This window comes from Oerskovia sp. Root22 (assembly GCF_001429135.1).
Classification (GTDB): Bacteria; Actinomycetota; Actinomycetes; order Actinomycetales; family Cellulomonadaceae; genus Oerskovia; species Oerskovia enterophila.
The window spans coordinates 390,304-409,138 of sequence record NZ_LMIL01000009.1; the positions used below are offsets into that span (position 1 = coordinate 390,304).

The window sequence follows — 18,835 nt, forward strand, 5'->3', positions numbered from 1 at the left end:
TCGGCGGGTCCGCCGGCGCGCGCCGACGGACCCGCCGGGGGTCCTACAGCCCGGGCAGGGCGAGCATCTGGTCGAGCGCGACGCGAGCCCAGTGGGCGTCGTCGGCGTCGACCACGATGCGGTTGACGGTGCGGCCCGCGACGAGCGACTCCATGGCCCACACGAGGTGGGGCAGGTCGATGCGGTTCATGGTCGAGCAGAAGCAGACCGTCGAGTCGAGGTAGTGCACCTGCTTGTCCGGGTGCGCGCGCGCGACGCGGCGCACCAGGTTGAGCTCGGTGCCGATCGCCCAGGACGAGCCGGGCTCGGCCGCGTCGAGCATCTTGATGATGTACTCGGTCGAGCCGACGTAGTCCGCGGCCTCCACGACCTCGTTCTTGCACTCGGGGTGGACCAGGACGTTGACGCCTGGGACGGCGGCACGGATGTCGGTCACGTTGCGCTCGGAGAAGCGCCCGTGCACCGAGCAGTGCCCGCGCCACAGGATCATGCGGGCGTCGCGCAGCTCGGCGTCGGTCAGGCCGCCGTTCGGCTTGCGCGGGTCGAACACGACGCAGTCCGTGGGGGACATGCCGAGCTTGAGGAGTGCAGTGTTGCGTCCGAGGTGCTGGTCGGGCATGAACAGGACCTTGCCCGTGCCGTCGACCCCACCCACCTGATCGAACGCCCACCGCAGCGCGACCTCCGCGTTCGAGGACGTGCAGATGGTCCCGCCGTGCCGACCCGTGAAGGCCTTGATCGCGGCGGTCGAGTTCATGTAGGTGACGGGGAGCGTGACGTCGGCGATCCCGGCGTCCTGGAGGACCTCCCACGCGTCCTCGACCTGGTTGATCGCGGCCATGTCGGCCATCGAGCAGCCCGCCGCGAGGTCCGGCAGGACGACCTGCTGGGCGTCCGAGGTGAGGATGTCCGCGCTCTCGGCCATGAAGTGCACGCCGCAGAAGAGGATGAACTCGGCCTCGGGGCGGGCCGCGGCCTCGCGCGCGAGCTTGAACGAGTCGCCCGTGACGTCCGCGAAGTCGATGACCTCGTCGCGCTGGTAGTGGTGGCCCAGGACGAAGGCTCGCGAGCCGAGCGCGGCGCGGGCCGCGCGGGCACGTTCGACGAGGTCGGGGTCGCTCGCCGCCGGCAGCTCGCCGGTGCACTCGACCCCCCGCTCGGAGGCCAGGTCCCGGCCCTGCCCGAGCAGCAGGAGGGGGGACGGGGCAGGTTCCGCAAAGGTGTTGTCCAGCAGGGTGCTCACGGGAACATCGTCGCACAACGAGGCCGGGACGAGGGGGTTCGTCCGGCTCCTCCGGGCCGCCCGACGGCGCCGCGCACGTCTCGTGAGCAGGTCCGTCTCGCGAGGTGGTCGCCTCGCGAGAGCGACCCGGTGTGACCCGCGCCACCGACGGCACGCGGACCTGGCACAATCGCGCCATGCGCCTTCTCCTCGCCGTCGCGGAACCGCTCGCACTGACCGACGGCACGCTCTCCGCGAGCGAGGCGCGGGACCTGGTCGCCACGGTCTGGGGGGCGGCGTCGGGCGCGCTGGTCGACGCGTGCGTGCTGGACCCGGGCGCCGACGGTTTCCTGCGCGCGCTGGCCGAGCACGTCACGGACGAGGTCGTGACCGTCGCCCGTGACACCCGCGGGCGTGACGTGCCCGTGACGTTCCGCCTCGGACCGGCCTCGCCGGGCGGCGCGCGCACCGCGTACATCGAGGCCGCGGCTCTCCGGGCGACGGTCGGCTCGGCACTCGCCGACCCCCCGGGCGCCTCTGCGCACCCTGACCAGGGCGACCTGGGCGCGCGGACGAGCTACGGCGTCGGGCAGGTCGTCGCGCAGGCCGCACGGCTCGCGTCGCGCGTCGTCGTGGCGACCGGCGGCCTGGGCGCGCACGACGCGGGCGCGGGCCTGGTCGCGGCGCTCGCGGGAGCAGGGGACGGGCCCCTGACCCGGGGAGGCACGGCTCTCGGCGAGGCGGGCCGGGCCGACGCGGCCCAGGTGCTCGCGGCGCGCGAGCACCTCGCGGGGACCGAGCTGGTCGGCGCCGTGGACTCCGACCTGCCCCTGCTGGGCCTGCACGGGACGAACGGCGCGCTCGCGGACGCGGACCCCGCCCTGGCTGCGCTCGCCCAGGAGCTCGAGCGGGCGCACGGGCACTGGGCCCACGAGGTCTCGCGAGCCCTCGCGCACGTGCCGACCGGTCCGGCGTCGCGCTCGCTGCTCGCAGGCCCGACGGCGCCGCCCGGCCCGGGCGCTCGGGCCGCGGCCGGCGCGGCGCAGTCCGTCCGGGAGACGAGCCGTGCCCTCACGGCGCTGCCCGGTGCTGGGGCCGGTGGTGGGCTGGGGTTCGGCCTCGCGGCGCTCGGAGCACGGCTGCTGCCGGGCATCGCGGTCGTCGCGGACGTGGTGGGGCTCGACGCCCGGGTCGCCGCGGCCGACCTGGCGGTCGTGGTCGTCGATGCGCTCGACGCCTCGGCCGTGCACGACGGCGCCCTGCCCGAGGTCGCCCGCCGGGCCGCCGCGCTCGGCCTCCCCGTCGTCGTCCTCGCCCGGGAGGTCCTCGCCGGCCGGCGCGAGCAGGCTGCCGCGGGGATCAGCGGGGCCTACGAGCTGGGCCGCGACCTGTCGGCGGCGAGGGCACGCGTCGGGCGCGTGGCGCGGACGTGGAGCGGCAGCGTGCCGGGAGCCTGAGGCCCAGTACCCGCGGACCGCCTCGTGGGCCCCACGACGAGCCGCGGGCGCCGCCGTCGTAGACTCGGGAACAGAACCACGACCCGTCGTGTTGACGGGTATGCGACAAGCCTGAGGACCGATCGGCCTGCCCGGGAGCGGGAGCCGCAGGCCGACGGCACACCACGGGGCGAGAGCCCACCGAAGACTGTGCGGAGAACACGATGAGCGAGACCACCGAGACCGCCACCCACGGCGTCCTGCTGACGGACTTCGCGGCCGGCAAGATCCGCAGCCTCCTCGAGCAGGAGGGCCGCGACGACCTGCGTCTGCGCGTCGCCGTCCAGCCCGGCGGATGCTCGGGCCTGATCTACCAGCTCTACTTCGACGAGCGCGTCCTGGACGGCGACGTCCTCAAGGACTACGACGGCGTCGAGGTCGTCGTCGACAAGATGAGCGTCCCCTACCTGGACGGCGCGACCATCGACTTCGCCGACACGATCGAGAAGCAGGGCTTCACGATCGACAACCCCAACGCGGGCAGCGCCTGCGCGTGCGGCGGTTCGTTCGGCTGATCCGCGGCGCCCGGCCCTGCGGACCTCGCAGCGGTCGAGCCACGACGGCCCGGTCACCTCACGGTGGCCGGGCCGTCGGCGTCCTCGGACCTTCCGCTCACCCGCCCAGACGGATCGTGATCGCCCAGGTCGTGCCGCCGTCGGGCACGCTCGGGGTGCTCTCCTGGGCCGCCGCCTGCGCGCCCGGTGGGGCGGCGTCGGCGGGCGCGGGACGCGCGTCGCCCGCGGTCTCGACCACGGCGTCGTCCAGCACGGCGTTCTCGACCACGGCATGCCCGCGCATGCGCGCCCACGCGGGCACGTCGTGGCGGGCCGCGGGGTCGGTCGACCAGACCGTCAGCACGTCGCCCGGCGACCGGTCGCGCGCGACCGCGGCGAGCCGGATGACCGGCAGGGGGCAGCGCAGCCCGCGCGCGTCGACGACCTCCGGGACCGGCGGCTGCGTGGTCGGCTCGATGCTCACAGCCCGCTCACCCCGAGGGAGGCGCGCACGCGCGCCACGGCGCCGGGCAGGACGGCGAGGAAGCGGTCGACGTCCTCCTCGGTCGTGCTCCGGTCGAGCGCGATGCGGACGTTGCCGTGCGTGAGGACGCCCATGGCGGCCAGGACGTGGCTGGGCTCGAGCGAGCTCGACGTGCACGCCGAGCCGGACCCGACCGCGAAGCCCGCACGGTCGAGCTCGCTCACGAGGGCCTCGCCGTCGACGAACAGGAACGAGAAGGTCACGACGTGGGGGAGCCGGTCGTCGGGGTCGCCCACGACCTCGACGTCGGGGATCTGCCCGACGACGGCCCGGACCTTGGCGACGATCGCGCGCCGGCGCGCGTCCTGGGCCGCGCGGTCGGCCAGGACGGACTGGAGCGCGACGGCCGCGGCGAACGCCGCGGGGACGCTCACCCCGCCCGGGAACCAGGGGTCGGCGTCCTCGGGCCACGTGCGGCGCCAGCGGACGCGGTTGCGCACCGCGAGGACACCGACCCCGGCGGGGCCGCCCCAGTCGCCCGGGTCGGCGGCGAGCAGGTCCCAGGCGCCGGGTACCTCCGCGTGCCCGACGACGGCGCCCGCGTCCACGAGGAGCGGGACGCCCGCGCGGCGGGCGGCGTCGTGGACGGCTCCGACGGGCTGGAGGGTCCCGACCTCGCCGTTGGCAGCCTGGAGCGCGGCGAGCGCGACGCCCGGGGACGAGACGGCCGCGATCATCGCGGCCTCGTCGACCCGTCCGAGCAGGTCGACCGGGACGGTCACGAGGGGGCGCGCCGTCGACGGCGTCTCGAGAACCACGCTGGTCTCCGGGCGGAGGTCCGTCCGGGGGGTGTCCGTCGTGGAGAGGTCGGGGGCGGTGGGGGTGACCGACGACGTCGCGAGCTCGGCCGCGTGCAGGACGGCCGCGCGCTCGACCGCCGAGACGACGATGCCCGGTCCAGCCCGCCGACGCCCGAGCGCGACCGCACCGACCGCCGCGTGCAGCGACGCGGTGTGCGAGGACGAGAAGCGGATCTCCTCGGTGCGGGCGCCCAGGCCCGCCGCGACGGCCTCGCGTGCGCCGTCGAGGAGCACGGCCGCGCGACGTGCCTCGGCGTGCAGTCGACGTGGATCTGCCCAGCCGTCGTCGAGCGCCTGGTCGAACGCGGTGCGGGCGAGGGGGTGCAGGAGCGCCCTGCCCCCGTTGTCGAGGTAGACCCGACGCGGGGGAGTGGTGGTATCCGTCACATGTGCTCCTGAGTGGCGTGGAATACGGTGGGGAGGGCTCCGCGGGCCCGTCGATCGGCGGACTTTCATTGGAGATGCGCCGAATGTGCCGAGGCTGCTTCTCACAGTCTGCACGGTAGCGCGAGGCTCGGGCGAAGCGACGATCTGACAGAACGGTCAGAGGTGTGCCGAACCCCGTGTTTTCGGGGAAAGTTGGCGGATTCGTCACGTTCACAAGGCGCGTTGACGGCGCGCGGGAGGGCATTCAAGCGCTAGGCTCTGTGGGTCGAGGACGAAGGTTCTGCGGGGACCTCGTGGAGAGATCGAGCCCCCCTGTCGGACGTTGAAGTGAAAGGCCCCCCTTGCACTCGCAATCCCCTAGCCGCACACGGCGAACCATCCTGCGAGCGACGGCAACCGCTGTCGCTGTCGCTGCGGTGGCGTCCGGTTGTGCCAGTGAGACCGTTCAGCGCGGATTTCTCCCCGGATATTCCGACGGTGAGGTGACCGACCAGACCGCCCGCATCACATCGCTGTGGAACGGGTCCTGGATCGCGGCACTGATCGTCGGCGTCATCACGTGGGGACTGATCCTGTGGTGCGTCGCTGCCTACCGCAAGCGCAAGGACGACCACGTCCTGCCCGTGCAGACGCGCTACCACCTGCCCCTCGAGATCATGTACACGGCTGTGCCGATCGTCATGGTGCTCGTGCTCTTCTACTACACCGACCGTGACATGACGGCGATCAAGGATCTCTCCGAGACCCCTGACGTCGAGATCCAGGTCATCGGCAAGCAGTGGAGCTGGGACTTCAACTACCTGACGGACGACGTCTACGAGTCCGGCCAGCACGAGGCCAACGTCGGCGACCTCCGTTCCGAGGACGAGATCGAGGGTGCCCCGGGCACCGCGACCTCGCTGCCGACGCTCTACCTGCCCGTCAACGAGGTCGTCCGCTTCAAGCTGGACTCCCGCGACGTCATCCACTCGTTCTGGATCCCCGCGTTCCTCTACAAGATGGACATGATCCCGGAGCGCACCAACGAGTTCCAGGTCACCCCCACGCGTGAGGGTGTCTACGCCGGCAAGTGCGCCGAGCTCTGCGGTGAGCACCACTCGGGCATGCTCTTCAACGTGGCCGTGGTCTCCCGTGCGGAGTACGACGCCCAGATGCAGAAGCTCGAGGACAAGGGACAGATCGGCGAGCTCGGGCTGGACCTGAACCGCCTCCAGGACCCGAACCAGCCCGTCGTCACGGAAGGTGAGAACTGATGGTCGCGCAGGCCGAAGTCATTCCCGGTCTCGCCCCGAAGCGCCAGACGCTCGGACGAACCGTCATCAAGTGGGTCACCTCGACCGACCACAAGACGATCGGGTACATGTACCTGATCACGTCGTTCATCTTCTTCTGCATCGGTGGCCTCATGGCCCTCGTGATCCGTGCCGAGCTCTTCGAGCCAGGCATCCAGATCGTGCAGAGCAAGGAGCAGTACAACCAGCTCTTCACGATGCACGGCACGATCATGCTGCTGCTGTTCGCGACCCCGCTGTTCGCGGGCTTCGCGAACGTCATCATGCCGCTGCAGATCGGCGCGCCTGACGTCGCGTTCCCGCGACTGAACATGTTCGCGTACTGGCTGTACCTGTTCGGTGGGCTCATCGCCTCCGCCGGCTTCTTCACCCCGCAGGGGGCCGCGTCGTTCGGGTGGTTCGCGTACGCGCCGCTGTCGAACACGACGTTCAGTCCAGGAGCTGGTGGAGACCTCTGGGTCTTCGGCCTGGCGCTGGCCGGGTTCGGAACCATCCTCGGTGCCGTCAACTTCATCACGACGATCATCACGATGCGCGCCCCGGGCATGACCATGTTCCGCATGCCGATCTTCACCTGGAACACGCTCGTCACGAGCCTCCTGGTCCTGATGGCCTTCCCCCCGCTGGCCGCAGCGCTGTTCGCGCTCGGCGCGGACCGTCGCCTGGGTGCGCAGATCTTCAACCCGGAGAACGGTGGCGCCATCCTCTGGCAGCACCTCTTCTGGTTCTTCGGGCACCCCGAGGTCTACATCATTGCGCTGCCGTTCTTCGGCATCGTCTCCGAGATCCTGCCGGTCTTCAGCCGCAAGCCGATCTTCGGCTACAAGGGTCTGGTCTACGCGACGATCGCGATCGCTGCCCTCTCCGTCACGGTGTGGGCGCACCACATGTACGTCACCGGTGCGGTCCTGCTGCCGTTCTTCGCGTTCATGACCATGCTCATCGCAGTTCCGACCGGTGTGAAGTTCTTCAACTGGATCGGCACCATGTGGCGGGGCAAGCTCACGTTCGAGACGCCCATGCTCTGGTCGATCGGCTTCCTCGTGACCTTCCTCTTCGGTGGTCTCACGGGAGTCATCCTCTCGAGCCCCGCGCTGGACTTCAGCCTCTCCGACTCCTACTTCGTCGTGGCGCACTTCCACTACGTGGTCTTCGGCACCGTGGTGTTCGCGATGTTCGCGGGCTTCTACTTCTGGTGGCCCAAGTTCACGGGTCGCATGCTCAACGAGAAGCTCGGCAAGCTGCACTTCTGGCTGCTGTTCATCGGCTTCCACGCGACCTTCCTCGTCCAGCACTGGCTGGGTGTGGCTGGCATGCCGCGTCGTTACGCGGACTACATGCCGGAGGAGGGCTTCACGTGGATGAACCAGGTCTCGACGGTCGGCGCCTTCATCCTCGCCGCCTCGACCCTGCCGTTCCTCTGGAACGTCTACACGACCTGGCGCAACGCGCCCAAGGTCACCGTGGACGACCCGTGGGGCTACGGGGCCTCGCTCGAGTGGGCGACGTCCTGCCCGCCGCCGCGGCACAACTTCACCTCGCTGCCCCGGATCCGTTCGGAGCGCCCCGCGTTCGACCTGCACCACCCTGAGGTCGCGGCCATGGACCACGCGGAGCCCAACCCGAGCGTCCTGCAGCAGGTCTACGGCGATGCCGACCGCCGCGGCGAGACCGCAGCCGCCGTGGACCGTGTCGAGGGCACCGAGCGTTCCAGCTCGTCGACCTCGACCATGATCATCGACGAGCCGCACGCCGGCGAGAAGGAGGACGGCAAGTGAAGGTCGAATCGAGGCTCCACCTCTTCCTCGCACCGTTCTTCCTCCTGGTGGCGCTCGTCTACGGGTTCTGGAGCCACTGGGAGCCCGTCGGCTCCGCAGCGCTGTTCCTGACCTTCGGCCTCGCGGCCATGATCGGTGGCTACCTGGCGCTGACGGCCAAGCGCATCGACGCCCGGCCCGAGGACGACCCGGACGGTCTCATCGAGCAGGGCGCCGGCGACCAGGGCGTGTACGCGCCCTGGAGCTGGTGGCCGCTGGCCATCGCCGGTGCAGCGGCGATCGCCTTCCTGGGCCTCGCCCTGGGCTGGTGGATCTTCGGCATCGGCGCCGTCCTCGGCGCCGTCGCGCTGGTGGGCTGGGTCTTCGAGTTCTCTCGCGGACAGCACGCGCACTGATCGCCTGAACGTCACGACGGGCCCCGTCTCCCTCTGGGAGGCGGGGCCCGTCGGCGTTCCCGGGCACGAAGCGTGGACTCCTGCCCACGTTGCACGCGTGCGGGACCGGCGACGCCCCAGGGCGTGATCGTTGCCCGGGGGCGTCGCCGGAGGAGTGCCGGTGTGATCGAGGAGAAGGGGCGCTGCTCGATCTGGGCGAGAAGACCTGGTGGTCTGCCGGAGGCAAGCAGGAAGAGCATCGGAGAGGCCACGAGGGCGACACCTGTGGCCGCCCTACGACCACGCGGACCCAGCAGCCTCCCTCCAGAGCTCCTCGTCCGAGGAAGGGAGGCCGGAGCAGGAACCGGCGTCGCAGCTTTCCAGGCCGGCAGGAGAGCGCACCTCGTCGTCGGCCCTGACCGGTGCACGCGCCGTCCCGGTCTGCCGACACTGGGCGGCGACGACGCCGAGCGGGACGTGACGCCTCGATGTGTGCACGTCCGTCGTTCGAGCCGCGACGGCTGGCGCACTGCGGAGATCGGTGCCCCGTGGGCGTCCCCGGACGACGCACGGGCCGCACAGGCACCCCGAGAAGGGGGCTGTGCGGCCCGTGGGGCGACGCAGAGGGTCAGGCGGGGATGATGAGGCCTTCGCCCTGGGTGCGGGCGCGGGTGAGGCGTGCGTCGGCGTCGGCCCAGTTGACGAGGTTCCACCAGGCGGTGACGTAGTCGGCGCGCACGTTCTGGTAGTCGAGGTAGTAGGCGTGCTCCCAGACGTCGAGCAGGACGATGGGGACCAGGCCCAGGGAGATGTTGCCCTGCTGGTCGTAGAGCTGGACGATGATGAGCTTCTTGCCGAGGGTGTCCCAGGCGAGGATGGCCCAGCCCGAGCCCTGGACGCCGGCGGCCTGCCCAGTTGACGAGGTTCCACCAGGCGGTGACGTAGTCGGCGCGCACGTTCTGGTAGTCGAGGTAGTAGGCGTGCTCCCAGACGTCGAGCAGGACGATGGGGACCAGGCCCAGGGCGATGTTGCCCTGCTGGTCGTAGAGCTGGACGATGATGAGCTTCTTGCCGAGGGTGTCCCAGGCGAGGATGGCCCAGCCCGAGCCCTGGACGCCGGCGGCGACCGCGGCGAAGTGCTTCTTGAACTTCTCGAACGAGCCGAAGTCCTCGTCGATGGCTGCGGCGATGTCGCCCGTGGGCTCGCCGCCGCCCTCGGGGGAGAGGTTGGTCCAGAACGCGGAGTGGTTGACGTGGCCGCCGAGGTTGAACGCGAGGTTCTTCTCGTGGAGGTTGACCGCGGCCAGGTCGCCCGAGTCGCGGGCCTCGGCGAGCTTGTCGAGCGCGGTGTTGGCGCCGGTCACGTAGGCCTGGTGGTGCTTGGAGTGGTGCAGCTCCATGATGCGGCCGGAGATGTGGGGCTCGAGTGCGCCGTAGTCGTACGACAGCTCGGGAAGGGTGTAGACAGCCATGNGGTGCTTGGAGTGGTGCAGCTCCATGATGCGGCCGGAGATGTGGGGCTCGAGTGCGCCGTAGTCGTACGACAGCTCGGGAAGGGTGTAGACAGCCATGCCGGATTGCCTCCTGGATCGTGTGCCGCGCCGGAGAGGAGCGACATCTTTGACGAACGCGCTCGAGAGCGGCAAATGCGATCGAACGCGACACCGGTGGAACGCAGAAGACCCGTGAGATTGTTCCGGCCGAGGCCGAGACAATCTCACGGGTCTTCTGGTGCCCCGCGGGGAGCGGGTCAGTGCTTGGTGCTGCCGGCCCCGGTGTCGTCAGGGCTGACGATGTGGCTGCCGCCACCCACGGCCGACCCGGACTCGACGGCGTGCGTCGTGTCCGCAGCGCCCAGGGCGTCGTGCTCTCCGTGCGAGTGCGATGCCGCGAGCTCGGACGGGGTCACGGGCTCGACCCGGTCCTCGTAGAAGAACTGCGACAGACGCTGGAGTCGACGGTCCTTCTTGTAGCGCTTGCGGCGGACACCGCGCGAGTCGGTCGCAGGGTCGATCTCGAGCGGGGCGTGGGCCGTGTAGTTCACACGGAGCCAGCGCTCCTGCTCGTCCAGCGGACGGTGGACCTCGATGTACTCGCCGTGCGCGAAGCGCACGATGCGGCCGGTCTCGTGCCCGTGCAGGACGAGCTCGCGGTCCTTGCGCTGGAGCCCGAGGCAGATGCGCTTGGTGATCCAGAAGGCGATCACCGGACCGACGAAGAGCAGGACCCGGAACACCCAGGTGATCGCGTTGATCGACAGGTGGAAGTGCGTCGCGATGAGGTCGTTCGACCCGGCCAGGGCCAGGATGATGAAAGCCGTCAGGAACGCGACACCGAGCCCGGTGCGGACCGGGACGTTGCGCGGGCGGTCGAGCACGTGGTGCTCGCGCTTGTCCTTGGTCACCGCGGCCTCGAGGAACGGGTAGACCGCGAGGAACGTGAACAGCAGGCCTGGGATCACGACCGCCGGGATGAGGATGTTGAGCGAGAGCGTGTAGCCCGCGATCACGTACTCGGTCTGCCCCGGCATGAGTCGTAGCGAACCCTCGAGGAAGAGCATGTACCAGTCGGGCTGGGCGCCCGCCGACACGGGGGAGGGGTCGTACGGCCCGTAGTTCCACACGTTGTTGATGGCCATCGTGGCGCCCATGGCGGCGATGACGCCGAACACCACGAAGAAGAAGCCACCGGCCTTGGCGACGTACACGGGGAAGAGCGGGAAGCCCACGACGTTGCCGTTGGTGCGGCCGCCACCCGGGTACTGCGTGTGCTTGTGCAGCACGACGAAGAACAGGTGGAGCGCGACGAGCGCCAGGATGAGGCCCGGGACCACGAGGATGTGGAGCGTGAAGAGCCTCGGGATGATGTGCTCGCCCGGGAACTCGCCACCGAAGATGAAGTAGGACATGTACGACCCGATGACCGGGATCGACTTGACCACGCCGTCGGTGATGCGCAGGCCGTTGCCGGACAGGACGTCGTCCGGGAGCGAGTAGCCCGTGAAGCCCGCGGCGAGCCCCATGATCATCAGGAGGAACCCGACCATCCAGTTGAGCTCGCGGGGCTTGCGGAACGCGCCGGTGAAGAACACGCGCATCATGTGGGTCACGATCGCGGCCATGAACAGCAGCGCCGACCAGTGGTGGATCTGGCGCATGAGCAGGCCGCCGCGCACCTCGAACGAGGTGTGCAGCGTCGAGGCGAAGGCCTCGGACATGAGCACGCCGTTCATGGTCGCCGGCTCACCGTGGTACGTGACCAGGCCCATGCTCGGCACGAAGAACATCGTCAGGAAGAATCCCGAGATGATCAGGACGACGAACGAGTAGAGGGCGATCTCGCCCAGGAGGAACGACCAGTGGTCGGGGAAGACCTTCCGGGCGAACTCCTTCACGGCCCCGGCGATGCCGGTCCGCTGGTCCAGGTAGTCTGCGGTCGCTTCAGCGGGTCCCGCGGTGCTGGTGCTCACTTCAGGCGCTCCCAGTAGCTCGGTCCGACGGGCTCGTGGAAGTCGCTCTGCGCAACCAGGTAGCCCTCGTCGTCAACGGTGATCGGCAGCTGCGGGAGCGGCCTCTTGGCCGGGCCGAAGACGACCTTCGCGCCGTCCGCGACGTCGAAGGTCGACTGGTGGCACGGGCACAGCAGGTGGTGCGTCTGCTGCTCGTAGAGCGCGACGGGGCAGCCGACGTGGGTGCAGACCTTGGAGTACGCGACGATGCCGTCGTAGGACCAGTCCTTGCGGTCGGGCGCCTCCTTGAGGTCACGCGGGTCGAGGCGGACCATCAGGACGATCGCCTTGGCCTTCTCCGAGATCCACTCGTGGGAGTTGCGCACCTCCTCGGGCACGTCCGGGATCACGTGGAAGGCGCTGCCGATCGTGACGTCCTCGGCCTTGATCGGGCGGCCCGACGGGTCGAGCGCGAGGCGCATCTTGGGCTTCCAGAGGGTGTGACGGAACTTGCTGACGTTCCAGTCTCCACCCACCTCTGCCACGAGGGGAACAGCGATCGCGAGGGGGAACAGCGCGAGGGCCGTCACGACCGCGCCCTTGAGCACGCCACGGCGGGCGATGCCCGAGTCCTCAGCACCCTCGGTCAGGGCCTGCACGGCCTCGGCACGGACTGCGTCCGAGCTGCGCTGCGCGTGGCGCTCGTCGACGTGCTCGTGGTCCGACATGAGCGTCTTGGCCCAGTGCACGGCCGCGAGACCGATGCCGAGCAGCGCGAAGGCCAGGCCGAGCCCGATGATGAGGTTCGCCGTACGGATGCCCGCGATGGAGGTGTCCTCCGGCAGGGCGAAGAAGGCGACCAGCATGCCGATGGTGCCGATGATCGAGATCGTGAAGAGGATCACGACCTGCATCTCGGCACGCTTGGCGGCCTGGGGGTCACGGTCTGCCATCCGGCTCTTGTGAGCCGGGATACCCGGATCCTGGAAGCGGTCGAGCTCCTGCCCGCCCTGCTTCGTCAGGTCCGTCGAGTTCTGGTTGTCGCTCACGACGACTTCGCTCCGATCCACACAGCGGCGCCGATCAGCAGGCCGAGCCCGACGATCCACGCCCAGAGGCCCTCGCTGACGGGGCCGAGAGAGCCGAGGTCAAGTCCACCGGCAGAACCCTGGCGCTGGTCGACGAGGAACGCGATGACGTCGCGCTTCTCGTCGGGCGTGATGTTCATGTCGTTGAAGACCGGCATGGACTGCGGGCCGGTCAGCATGGCCTGGTAGATGTTGCGCTCGGAGGTGTCCCACAGCGCAGGGGCGAACTTGCCCTCCGAGAGAGCACCGCCCGCGCCGACGGCGTTGTGGCACATCGCGCAGTTGGTGCGGAAGACGGCCGCGCCGTTCGCGGGGTCGCCGAGCGAGGCGTCGATCTGCTCGTCGGTCGGGATCGCCGGGCCGGCGCCCAGGGACGCGATGTACGCAGCGAGCTGCGCAGTCTGCTCGTCGTCGAACTGGCGCGGCTTCTGGATGGCCTGAGGGCCCTCCATCTGCATGGGCATACGACCGGTCGACACCTGGAAGTCGACAGCGGCCGCACCGACGCCGACGAGGGACGGAACGGTGTCCGAGCCCTCCGCGTTCGGGCCGTGGCAGGTGGCGCAGTTCGCCTGGAAAAGCTTCTGGCCAGTCTCGATGTCCTCAGTGCTGGCGGTGTCAGCGCTGGCTGGACTCGGGGCAAAGGCGGCGTAGACGCCGCCGGTGACCAGCAGCGCCAGCAGCAGCAGCACGACCGGAGCGAAGCGGTGGTGTCTGCGGGCGGCGAGTGCCTTCACGAAATGATCCTCGTCTCGCAAGTGGGGGGTGCAGGGGGCAGGTGTGGTTGTCCGGGCATCGGTGCCGCGGGCGTCACCGCGTCAACGGAGGATGTAGATCACGAAGAACAGCGCGATCCACACGACGTCGACGAAGTGCCAGTAGTAGGACGTCACGATGCCGGTCGTGGCCTCGTGGTGCCCGAAGTTCTTGGCGGAGAAGGACCGGCCGAGAAGGAACAGGAAGGCGATCAGACCACCGACGACGTGGATGCCGTGGAAGCCCGTGGCCATGAAGAAGACCGAGCCGTAGGGGTGCGACGAGATGGTGAGTCCCTCGTGCACGAGCTCGGCGTACTCGTAGATCTGACCACCGATGAAGAACGAACCCATGATGTACGTGAGCGTGATCCACTCGTTCATCCCCCACCGGTTGACCTGGAAGATCGATCCGGTGCGGACGGGCTGGAAGCGCTCCGCCGCGAGGACTCCGAGCTGGCAGGTCACGGAGGACAGGACCAGCACCGACGTGTTGATCACGGCGAAGGGGATGTTGAGCTTCTCGGTCTGAGAAGCCCACTCCTCTGCCGGGATCACCGAGCGTGCGGTGAAGTACATAGCGAACAGTCCAGCGAAGAACATGAGCTCGCTGGCCAGCCACACGATCGTCCCGACCGAAACTGGGTTCGGTCGGTTGACGCTCACGTGCTGGTGGGCGTGGGGGGCAGCCGTTGCGGTCGACACACCAGCCATTATGGCCGACGTCGGAGCGATTTGGGCCATCGAACCAGGGGGTGGCGCGCGGCGAATCTCACAAAGTCTCCAGATCTCCCCACCAAGCCCTGCACTTCGTGACGGATCGCGTTGAAGTGCCATGAAAGGGCGTCATTCCGGGCGTTCTGCGAAGAGTGTGGCCCTGGGTATTTCCTGACGGTGCGCCGGGAATTGCCATGAAACAACGACGATGATCGGTGCTCCCGACGGCACGCGAGGCACCCCGGCGGTCGCGGTGTCCCCGCAGCGATGCCGGCCGCGGGCGCCGCCCTGTCCGGTGGGCGGACGCGGGCCGGTCGTCGCCGGTGCGGGGGGTGCCGTGGCGCGACCCGACGTGCCAAGATGCCGGGGAGCGCTGTGCCCGTCGAGCAGGTGCCGGTCGGCGACCGTGCACCGCGGGCACGGTGCCACCAGACCCGGCCGGGACCGGTCGGGACCACGTGAGACCCGAACGAGATGGAGGCGACGATGACGTCGACCACGAGCGGCACGACGACCACGTCCACCGGCGGCGTGCTGTCCGCGCAGGGCACGGCCGTCGAGCCGACCACCGCGCCCCGTGAGGCGCGCGCTCCCCGCATCCTGCTCTACAGCGACGACGCGACCGTCCGCGAGCAGGTCCGGATGGCGGTCGGACGTCGGGTGCGGGTCGGTGCTCCTGACATCGTCTGGAAGGAGGTCGCGACCGCTCCTGCGGTCGTCGCCGCGGCCGACGCGGGCGGCTGGGACCTCCTCGTGCTCGACGGCGAGGCCGACAAGGCCGGGGGCATGGGGCTGTCTCGTCAGCTCAAGAACGAGATCTACGAGTGCCCTCCCGTTCTGGTCCTCACGGGCAGGCCCCAGGACGGTTGGCTAGCATCGTGGTCGCTCGCCGACGATGCCGTTCCTCGGCCCTTCGACGCGATCGAGCTGCAGCGGGCGATCGTCTCGCTGATCGAATGACCTCATGAAGGGCAGGTCCTGTGACCACGACCCCGGGCAACCCGGCACACGCTTCCTCCGACCCCACGCCGCCGGCCACCGTCCTGGTGTCCGAGCAGCCGGAGCCGACGTGGCCCGGGCTCCTCACGGAGCTCATCGCCGGCCAGGACCTGAGCGCCGCGCAGACCGCATGGGCCATGGACAGGGTGATGACGGGCGAGGTCAGCCCCGTCCGCCTCGGAGCGTTCCTGATCGCGCTGCGGTCCAAGGGCGAGACGGTCGGTGAGCTGCGGGGCCTCGCGGACTCGATGCTCGCGCACGCGACGCGCTTCCAGGTCGCGGGTCCCTCGGTCGACATCGTGGGGACGGGGGGCGACCGTGCGCACACGGTCAACGTCTCGACGATGGCCGCCGTGGTCATCGCCGGGACCGGGGTGCGTGTCGTCAAGCACGGCAACCGTGCCGCGTCGTCGTCGTCGGGTTCGGCGGACGTGCTCGAGGTCCTGGGGATCCGGCTGGACCAGGCTCCCGAGCGCGTGGCCCAGATCGTCGACGAGGTCGGCATCACGTTCTGCTTCGCGCAGGTCTTCCACCCCTCGTTCCGGCACTCGGCGGTCGCTCGCAAGGAGCTCGGCGTGCCCACCGCCTTCAACTTCCTGGGGCCGCTCACGAACCCGGCGCAGCCTCGCGCCGCCGCGATCGGGGTGGCCGACGAGCGCATGGCCCCGCTCGTCGCGGGGGTCTTCGCGTCCCGTGGTGCGTCGGCGATCGTCTTCCGCGGCGACGACGGCCTCGACGAGCTGGCGGCGACGGGCACCTCGACGATCTGGGAGGTGCGCGAGGGGGCGGTGACCGTCCACTCGCTCGACGCGGCCCGCGACCTCGGTCTCCAGCGGATCACGGTCGAGGACCTGCGCGGGGCCGACGCGGTGTTCAACGCCGAGGTCGCCCGGCGCGTCTTCGCGGGCGACCCGGGGCCTGCGCGCGAGACGGTCCTGCTCAACGCGGCAGCCGCGCTCGTCGCGGACGCGAGCCTGCCGGGGACCGCGGAGGGCCCCCTCGTCGAGCGCCTCGCGGCCGGCATGCAGCACGCCGCCACGAGCATCGACTCAGGGGCGGCCGCGGCCGCCCTCGATCGCTGGGTCGCCGCGTCGTCGCGCTGACACGTACCGGTGGGGCGGCCTGCGAGGGCCGCCCCACCGAGGTTCCAGCGGTTCGTCAGGACAGGAGCCGCCTGTGCGGCGCCGCGCGCCGGCTCGCGGCGCGGCGCCCTGTCCGGTCCGCCTCGACCTGCGCGGGTCAGTCGTCCAGGCCGAGGGCGAACGCCTGCTCGAGGTCCACGTCGGAGTACGCGCGGAACGCGATGAACGTCTCGGTGCGCAGCACGCCGTGCACCTTGCTGATCTTGTCGGCGATCACGTCGGCGAGGTCGTCGTGCTCGTTGACGCGCACCATCGCGACGAGGTCCGCCTTGCCGGTCACCGAGTAGACCTCGCTGACACCCTTGAGCGAGGCGACGTGCGAGGCGACCTCCGGGATGAGGTTCGGTTCGGTGTCGATCAGCACGATCGCGGTCAGCATGGGTCCTCCGTCGGGTCCGTGGCACGTGGTTCGCCGGTCGGGGAACCGCTGCCCAATCTAGCGCTGCCGTGGTGGGCGACGCGCTGCGCGGTGCGGGTGCCGTCCGCGAAGGCGCGGGCCGAGCGGACGGGCCACGCGAGCGGGTGGCTGACGTCGACGAGCCGGACCCCTGGCTGCTCGAGCCATCCCAGGACCAGGTCGGCCTCGTGGGGGTGGCACGCGGGCGCGGGCGCCACGGGGGCCGGGACGTCCTCGGCTGTCGCGACGAGCGCGTCGATCGTGGGCCAGGGGTCGGCGCCGGAGGGGGAGAGGCCCGTGGCGGCGAGCCGCGCGTGCCGCACGACCACGATCTCCCAGCGGGAGCCCTCGACGGGGCGGGCAGCGACGAGCTGGGCGCACGCCGCGAGCGGGTGGAGCCGCTGGGCGCGCCCGGCGCCCAGGAGGAAGGCCTCGAGCCGGGAGGTGACGTCGGCAGCCTGCTCGTAGCGCTCGGTCGCGGCGAGCTCGGCGATGCGCGCGGTCAGGTGCTCGACGACGTCGCCCGGGTCGGTGAGCATGGTCGCCCGTGCGCGCCCCACCACGGCCGGGTAGCCCTGCGGCTCCTGCGCGGTGGTGCACGGAGCGCCGCAGCGTCCCATCTCGGCGAGGGCGCACGCGCTCGCCCCCCGGGCGGGCAGCAGCGGGAGCCGCGAGGTGCACTGGCGCACGGGGAGGGCGTCGTGCAGGGCGTCGATCGCGAGCTGTGCCTGACGCCGCGACGAGTACGGACCGATGTGCACGGCGTCCGCGCGCACCTCCTGGACGATCGACAGGCGGGGGTGGTGCTCGCTCGTCAGACGGACCCAGCTCATGCGTTCGGGGAACTTGGACCGACGGTTGTAGCGCGGCGAGTGCTCGGCGATCAGCCGGAGCTCGCGCACCTGGGCCTCGAGCACCGTGGCGCACTCGACCGGTGTGACGGCGTGGGCGATGCGGACCATCTCGGTCATGCGGCCACGCTTCTCCGCGGCCGTGAAGTAGCTGCGCACCCGGCGCCTGATCGACGTCGAGGTGCCCACGTAGAGGACCTCCTCGCCGGGGCCACGGAACATGTAGACACCTGGCCCGTCGGGAAGTCCGTCGGCGAGCGTGCGCTTTCGCCGGACGTCGGCCGGGACCGGGTCGGTCGCGGTCGCGAGGTCTTCGAGGTGCGTGACCCCGAACGGCGCCATGCGTTCGAGCAGCGCGTGCAGCACGTCGACCGTCGCGCGCGCGTCGGCCAGCGCGCGGTGCTCGGGGGTCACGGTCGCGTGGAAGAGCGCGGCCAGGGTCGAGAGCTTGTGGTTGGGGGCCTCGTCGCGGGTCACGACGCGTCGCGCGAGCGGCACGGTGTCGAGGACCTGGTTGCCCGGCCACTCGTAGCCCGCGTCCCGGGCTGCGGCCTTGAGGAAGCCGATGTCGAACGGCGCGTTGTGCGCGACGAGCACCGCGCCGCGGGAGAACTCCAGGAAGCTGGGCAGCACGGCCTCGATGGGTGGGGCGGTCGCGACCATCCCCGTGGTGATCCCCGTGAGGCGCGCGATGAACGCGGGGACCGGGGTACCAGGGTTGACGAGGGTCTGGAACTCGCCGAGCACCTCGCCGCCGCGGACCTTGACCGCCCCGATCTCCGTGATCCCGGCCGAGGCGGGCGAGCCGCCCGTCGTCTCGAGGTCCACGACCACGAAGGTCACGTCCTGCAGGGGCGTACCGAGCTCGTCGAGCCCGAGCTGGACCGGAGCGGCTCCCTCGACCGCCGTGGGCGTGAAGGCGTGGACCGAGAGCAACCGGGGCCCGCCCGGTGCGGGCGGTCGGCGTGGTGCGTCCCGGGTGGGGACGGTCGTGGACGACATGGGGTGAAGGTAGCCGCGGGCACTGACACGTCCGTCCGCGCGATGCATG

At 70.5% G+C, this 18,835-nt stretch carries 16 protein-coding genes and 3 pseudogenes; 7 read left to right on the plus strand and 12 right to left on the minus strand.

The window, feature by feature from the left end:
* Positions 1 to 43: 43 nt before the first annotated feature.
* Positions 44 to 1,243 (minus strand): quinolinate synthase NadA, encoded by a 1,200-nt coding sequence (gene nadA / locus ASE15_RS12235; RefSeq protein WP_056763513.1) that lies wholly within the window; start codon positions 1,241 to 1,243, stop codon positions 44 to 46.
* A 176-nt stretch (positions 1,244 to 1,419) separates the two neighbouring features.
* Between nadA and ASE15_RS12240 the strand changes: the two genes are divergently transcribed.
* Entirely contained in the window at positions 1,420 to 2,679 is a 1,260-nt protein-coding gene (locus tag ASE15_RS12240) for a glycerate kinase (protein WP_157277213.1), read from the plus strand.
* Positions 2,680 to 2,882: 203 nt separating this feature from the next.
* The gene (locus ASE15_RS12245) at positions 2,883 to 3,233 is read left to right on the plus strand and encodes an iron-sulfur cluster assembly accessory protein (RefSeq protein WP_056651260.1); all 351 of its coding nucleotides are present in this window, start codon (positions 2,883 to 2,885) and stop codon (positions 3,231 to 3,233) included.
* A gap of 97 nt (positions 3,234 to 3,330) precedes the next feature.
* Here the strand turns inward: ASE15_RS12245 and ASE15_RS21855 are convergent, their stop codons facing one another.
* Positions 3,331 to 3,696 carry a sulfurtransferase TusA family protein gene (locus ASE15_RS21855; RefSeq protein ID WP_369800595.1) on the minus strand — a complete coding sequence of 122 codons (366 nt, stop codon included), beginning with the start codon at positions 3,694 to 3,696 and terminating at the stop codon, positions 3,331 to 3,333.
* Positions 3,693 to 4,943: a cysteine desulfurase family protein gene (locus ASE15_RS12255; protein WP_056763517.1), complete on the minus strand. Its 1,251-nt coding sequence runs from the start codon at positions 4,941 to 4,943 to the stop codon at positions 3,693 to 3,695. The genes ASE15_RS21855 and ASE15_RS12255 overlap by 4 nt, the downstream gene beginning before the upstream one ends.
* A gap of 341 nt (positions 4,944 to 5,284) precedes the next feature.
* Here ASE15_RS12255 and coxB point away from each other — a divergent pair, with 341 nt between their 5' ends.
* The 3 genes from coxB to ASE15_RS12270 are packed head-to-tail and all read left to right on the plus strand — an operon-like array spanning position 5,285 to position 8,408.
* Positions 5,285 to 6,196 carry a cytochrome c oxidase subunit II gene (gene coxB, locus ASE15_RS12260; RefSeq protein WP_056651265.1) on the plus strand — a complete coding sequence of 304 codons (912 nt, stop codon included), beginning with the start codon at positions 5,285 to 5,287 and terminating at the stop codon, positions 6,194 to 6,196.
* Complete coding sequence (gene ctaD / locus ASE15_RS12265) at positions 6,196 to 8,013, plus strand: cytochrome c oxidase subunit I (RefSeq protein ID WP_056651268.1); 1,818 nt, start codon at positions 6,196 to 6,198, stop codon at positions 8,011 to 8,013. Before coxB ends, ctaD begins: the two co-directional genes overlap by 1 nt.
* Positions 8,010 to 8,408 carry a cytochrome c oxidase subunit 4 gene (locus ASE15_RS12270; RefSeq protein ID WP_056651272.1) on the plus strand — a complete coding sequence of 133 codons (399 nt, stop codon included), beginning with the start codon at positions 8,010 to 8,012 and terminating at the stop codon, positions 8,406 to 8,408. Before ctaD ends, ASE15_RS12270 begins: the two co-directional genes overlap by 4 nt.
* 718 nt (positions 8,409 to 9,126) lie before the next feature.
* Here the strand turns inward: ASE15_RS12270 and ASE15_RS21860 are convergent.
* From ASE15_RS21860 to ASE15_RS12300, 7 genes and pseudogenes are all read right to left on the minus strand, one after another.
* Positions 9,127 to 9,264 (minus strand): annotated as a pseudogene (locus ASE15_RS21860) (Fe-Mn family superoxide dismutase); the annotation flags it as partial.
* A gap of 31 nt (positions 9,265 to 9,295) precedes the next feature.
* Positions 9,296 to 9,860: pseudogene (locus tag ASE15_RS12280) on the minus strand (superoxide dismutase); the annotation flags it as partial.
* A gap of 1 nt (position 9,861) precedes the next feature.
* Positions 9,862 to 9,958, minus strand: a pseudogene (locus ASE15_RS21865) (superoxide dismutase); the annotation flags it as partial.
* A gap of 179 nt (positions 9,959 to 10,137) precedes the next feature.
* Complete coding sequence (locus ASE15_RS12285; RefSeq protein ID WP_056650267.1) at positions 10,138 to 11,856, minus strand: cytochrome bc complex cytochrome b subunit; 1,719 nt, start codon at positions 11,854 to 11,856, stop codon at positions 10,138 to 10,140.
* The gene (locus ASE15_RS12290; protein ID WP_056650265.1) at positions 11,853 to 12,884 is read right to left on the minus strand and encodes a ubiquinol-cytochrome c reductase iron-sulfur subunit; all 1,032 of its coding nucleotides are present in this window, start codon (positions 12,882 to 12,884) and stop codon (positions 11,853 to 11,855) included. Before ASE15_RS12290 ends, ASE15_RS12285 begins: the two co-directional genes overlap by 4 nt.
* Entirely contained in the window at positions 12,881 to 13,660 is a 780-nt protein-coding gene (locus ASE15_RS12295; RefSeq protein ID WP_056650262.1) for a c-type cytochrome, read from the minus strand. Before ASE15_RS12295 ends, ASE15_RS12290 begins: the two co-directional genes overlap by 4 nt.
* 81 nt (positions 13,661 to 13,741) lie before the next feature.
* Positions 13,742 to 14,392, minus strand: coding sequence for a heme-copper oxidase subunit III (locus ASE15_RS12300; RefSeq protein WP_082608858.1), 651 nt, complete (start codon positions 14,390 to 14,392; stop codon positions 13,742 to 13,744).
* Positions 14,393 to 14,881: 489 nt separating this feature from the next.
* Here ASE15_RS12300 and ASE15_RS12305 point away from each other — a divergent pair, with 489 nt between their 5' ends.
* Both ASE15_RS12305 and trpD read left to right on the plus strand, forming a co-directional pair.
* Positions 14,882 to 15,355 carry a hypothetical protein gene (locus ASE15_RS12305; RefSeq protein WP_235534393.1) on the plus strand — a complete coding sequence of 158 codons (474 nt, stop codon included), beginning with the start codon at positions 14,882 to 14,884 and terminating at the stop codon, positions 15,353 to 15,355.
* An 86-nt stretch (positions 15,356 to 15,441) separates the two neighbouring features.
* Positions 15,442 to 16,497, plus strand: coding sequence for an anthranilate phosphoribosyltransferase (gene trpD / locus ASE15_RS12310; protein WP_056763818.1), 1,056 nt, complete (start codon positions 15,442 to 15,444; stop codon positions 16,495 to 16,497).
* A gap of 136 nt (positions 16,498 to 16,633) precedes the next feature.
* Here trpD and ASE15_RS12315 read toward each other — a convergent pair whose 3' ends face one another.
* Positions 16,634 to 16,915: an Lrp/AsnC family transcriptional regulator gene (locus ASE15_RS12315; RefSeq protein ID WP_056650255.1), complete on the minus strand. Its 282-nt coding sequence runs from the start codon at positions 16,913 to 16,915 to the stop codon at positions 16,634 to 16,636.
* Positions 16,909 to 18,786, minus strand: a complete 1,878-nt coding sequence (locus ASE15_RS12320) for a DEDD exonuclease domain-containing protein (RefSeq protein ID WP_082618407.1) — start codon at positions 18,784 to 18,786, stop codon at positions 16,909 to 16,911. Before ASE15_RS12320 ends, ASE15_RS12315 begins: the two co-directional genes overlap by 7 nt.
* Positions 18,787 to 18,835: the final 49 nt, after the last annotated feature.

What these genes read in the sequence shown, in the direction of transcription:
- ASE15_RS12320 (WP_082618407.1), bottom strand. Translation starts at nt 18,786, where the DNA reads ATGTCGTCCACGACCGTCCCCACCCGGGACGCACCACGCCGACCGCCC.
- ctaD (WP_056651268.1), top strand. Translation starts at nt 6,196, where the DNA reads ATGGTCGCGCAGGCCGAAGTCATTCCCGGTCTCGCCCCGAAGCGCCAG.
- ASE15_RS12305 (WP_235534393.1), top strand. Translation starts at nt 14,882, where the DNA reads ATGACGTCGACCACGAGCGGCACGACGACCACGTCCACCGGCGGCGTG.
- ASE15_RS12315 (WP_056650255.1), bottom strand. Translation starts at nt 16,915, where the DNA reads ATGCTGACCGCGATCGTGCTGATCGACACCGAACCGAACCTCATCCCG.
- ASE15_RS12240 (WP_157277213.1), top strand. Translation starts at nt 1,420, where the DNA reads ATGCGCCTTCTCCTCGCCGTCGCGGAACCGCTCGCACTGACCGACGGC.
- ASE15_RS12300 (WP_082608858.1), bottom strand. Translation starts at nt 14,392, where the DNA reads ATGGCTGGTGTGTCGACCGCAACGGCTGCCCCCCACGCCCACCAGCAC.
- ASE15_RS12245 (WP_056651260.1), top strand. Translation starts at nt 2,883, where the DNA reads ATGAGCGAGACCACCGAGACCGCCACCCACGGCGTCCTGCTGACGGAC.